Here is a 2,621-nt window from a genome sequence, read left to right on the forward strand (position 1 = left end):
GGCGGCCTTCTGCTTGGAGATGTCGGTCTCCCATCAGCCTGAGCGGCTTTCCCATCGCGTCGCGCTCGACGACGCCGCCGCGATCGAGCACCCATACCCAATGTCCCTGCTTGTGCTTCAGCCGCAATTCGGTCTCGATGGCGTCGGTCAGGCCGGCAATGTGGCGGTCGCCGCTGGCCAGCGCCCGCTCGCGGTCGTCGGGATGGGTCAGTTGCAGCCAAAGGTCGCTGGTGTTGGCCAGTTCGCTCTCATCGTAGCCTAGCATCCGCGCCCAGGTCGCGGAATAAAAGCAGTCGCCGGTCACAAGATCCCAGTCCCAGACGCCAAGATGCGCGCGCTCCAGGGCTTTTGCCCAGAACGTTCCATTGCGACTTTTCTTACCCTGACGCGCCATCGTCTGCTTCGCCTGCTCCACCGCGGCGCAATCTGCGGCAAAACCAGAGAAGAAACAGTTACCGCGCGGGCGGAGTGTCGACGTCTGATTGGGAGCCCCTGTTCATCAAGGCCGTACCGAACTACTCCAGGCAGCCGTCAATTTCCCCAGGTCGACGACACGACATTGCCCGCCGTCACGCCGGACAGTCTTTCGCGCTTCTCGAGCCTCGGCTTTTCATAGGTCTTCTTCATTGCCATCGCCTTCTCCCGTGGCCATCCGATTTCCAGGGTCTAGCTGAGGCGGGGCAGCCATGCTTGGGCTCAGCGGAACGGGTTCCGGCCCAGGCGGCCCTGCCCGGCGCCGAACCCGCCTTTTCGATTGGCCGGCAGGAACCGGAGTTTTGTGTCTGGCGGATCGTCCTACTGCTGCCCAGGTCAGCGGCGCAAGCCGGTGACCCCTGGATCATCGGCGGCGCCGATGATCCCATGCACGACAACAACAAGGACCTCCCCATGACCAAGCAAGAAGACAACAAGGCCGTCGTCGTCAGATGGTTCACCCACTTCTGGGGTGAACGTTGCGATCTGTCCGTCGTCGACGAGATCGCGGCACCCGACATGCTGCTGAAATATTCGCTGCACGAGCCGCGCCGCGGCCGCGACGACATCAAGGCCTTCATGACCGACTTCCGCGCCGCCTTCCCGGACCTCAACTTCTGGGCCACCGCCGACCTGATTGCCGAGGGCGACTATGTCGTCGGCCAGTGGGAGGGCGGCGGCACGCATACCGGCCCAGCCTTCGGCGACTTCCTCGTCGGTTCGCTGCCGGCCGCCACCGGCCGCACCATGCGCTTCACCGGCACCACGGTGCTGAAGGTGGTTGACGGCAGGATCGTCGAGGAAATCGGCCTCGATGACGGCGTCGCCGCCCTCACCCAGCTCGGTCTGATCAAGACCGCCTGAGGCGATCAGGCAAAACGATCGTCGGGCCAGGCGGCGTCAATGCCGCCTGGCCTCATTGCTTATTGGCTCGGCGCCATTGCGTGCTCGCATGACACTTTCGGATTCATGTCGGCGAACGTGCCTGTCGGGTTCCCTTTCCAGGCCCAGACATGCAGCTCGTAGAATTCACCCAGGCCATAGCGGTTGGGGGCGTTGTTGAAGTTGAACAGCTGGCCGTCCAACGATGCCGGTCCTTTCGAAGTGATGTACTCGACCGCCACCAGCTTCAGCGTGCCATCGGCCATCGGCTCGTACATCACAGCTTCGGGACGGGCGATGTCGATCTTGTCGTCCTTCAGATACTGGCCGTTGACATAGTGGATGCCCATGGCGCCGCCGGTGATGCCGCTGGCACAAGGAATAGGCGCATAGCCCTCTGATACCGCTGCCTTGACGTCGACAAACCGGCTGTTGACAGCCCGCACCTTGTCGGCCAGCGGGTTGGGGCCGGAGGCAGCTTCAGCCGGCTCCTGATGCGCCTGCGCGAGGGTGGTGCAGATTGCCAGCATGGTCCCCGCCATAAGAAGTCCGCTGCGAAAGTTTGATATCATCTTCATTCCATTCTTCTTGAAAAAGCACAGCTGGCCGGCCGCCGAAAATACGGAGGCCCGGCAGGCAAGCGCTGTGGCTGTTGTTGCTTGGAGATCCCGAAATTGATGTAACGGCTACCGAAAAGGATCATCCCTTCGGCAGATACGGGATCGTTCCGGCCAGATCGGTGTTGTCGATCATCTGGAAACGGCTGTCGCTGCCGTCCTGACGGGCCGAGACGAAGGGCGCGTAGGCAGGATCGGTGGTGAAGGCGCGCGCCGCCGCTTCCGACGGGAACGCCATCAGCGCGATCAGCGTGGTATCGAGCGGCTTGCCTTCAAGCGTTTTCACATTGCCGCTGCGCGACAGATATCTGCCGCCATGCTTGTGGACGAGATCGTGCACCGAGGCGGCGTAAGCCGGCACCCACTGCGGGTCGTTTATCTTGATGTCTGCGATAACGTAGGCGGTCATGGTGGTCTCCTGGTTGCGGTGCACAGGCGTATCCCGTGCAACCGGCCAAAAGGCTCGCATGGCAGGACCCTCGCCAACCAGTCCGCGATCTGTACCGGGGCAGTACAGTTTCCGTACTGGCCGCTTCATTCATGAAGGCCTAATATTCGGTCAGGTTTGAGGGAGAGGCACCAATCATGAGCCAGCACGGATACAAACAATTCTGCCCGCTATCGATGGCCGCTGAGGTGCTGTGCACC

At 62.1% G+C, this 2,621-nt stretch carries 5 protein-coding genes; 1 reads left to right on the top strand and 4 read right to left on the bottom strand.

The features are described from left to right. Window positions 1–394: PAS domain-containing protein (locus tag EN914_RS31495; protein WP_245497883.1), on the bottom strand; the 394-nt coding region annotated here is incomplete at its 3' end. Window positions 395–531: 137 nt separating this feature from the next. Continuing rightward, entirely contained in the window at window positions 532–633 is a 102-nt protein-coding gene (locus tag EN914_RS31500) for a hypothetical protein (RefSeq protein ID WP_013530742.1), read from the bottom strand. A 255-nt stretch (window positions 634–888) separates the two neighbouring features. On the opposite strand from EN914_RS31500, the gene EN914_RS31505 reads away from it, so the two are divergent. Then, window positions 889–1,338 (top strand): ester cyclase, encoded by a 450-nt coding sequence (locus EN914_RS31505; protein ID WP_024501639.1) that lies wholly within the window; start codon window positions 889–891, stop codon window positions 1,336–1,338. A 59-nt stretch (window positions 1,339–1,397) separates the two neighbouring features. Here EN914_RS31505 and EN914_RS31510 read toward each other — a convergent pair whose 3' ends face one another. Then, the gene (locus tag EN914_RS31510; protein WP_196815378.1) at window positions 1,398–1,934 is read right to left on the bottom strand and encodes a hypothetical protein; all 537 of its coding nucleotides are present in this window, start codon (window positions 1,932–1,934) and stop codon (window positions 1,398–1,400) included. Between the two features lie 121 nt (window positions 1,935–2,055). After that, window positions 2,056–2,382 (bottom strand): DUF1330 domain-containing protein, encoded by a 327-nt coding sequence (locus EN914_RS31515; RefSeq protein WP_013530739.1) that lies wholly within the window; start codon window positions 2,380–2,382, stop codon window positions 2,056–2,058. Window positions 2,383–2,621 lie beyond the last annotated feature (239 nt).

The organism is Mesorhizobium sp. M7A.F.Ca.CA.001.08.2.1 (assembly GCF_003998455.1).
Lineage (GTDB): Bacteria > Pseudomonadota > Alphaproteobacteria > Rhizobiales > Rhizobiaceae > Mesorhizobium > Mesorhizobium ciceri.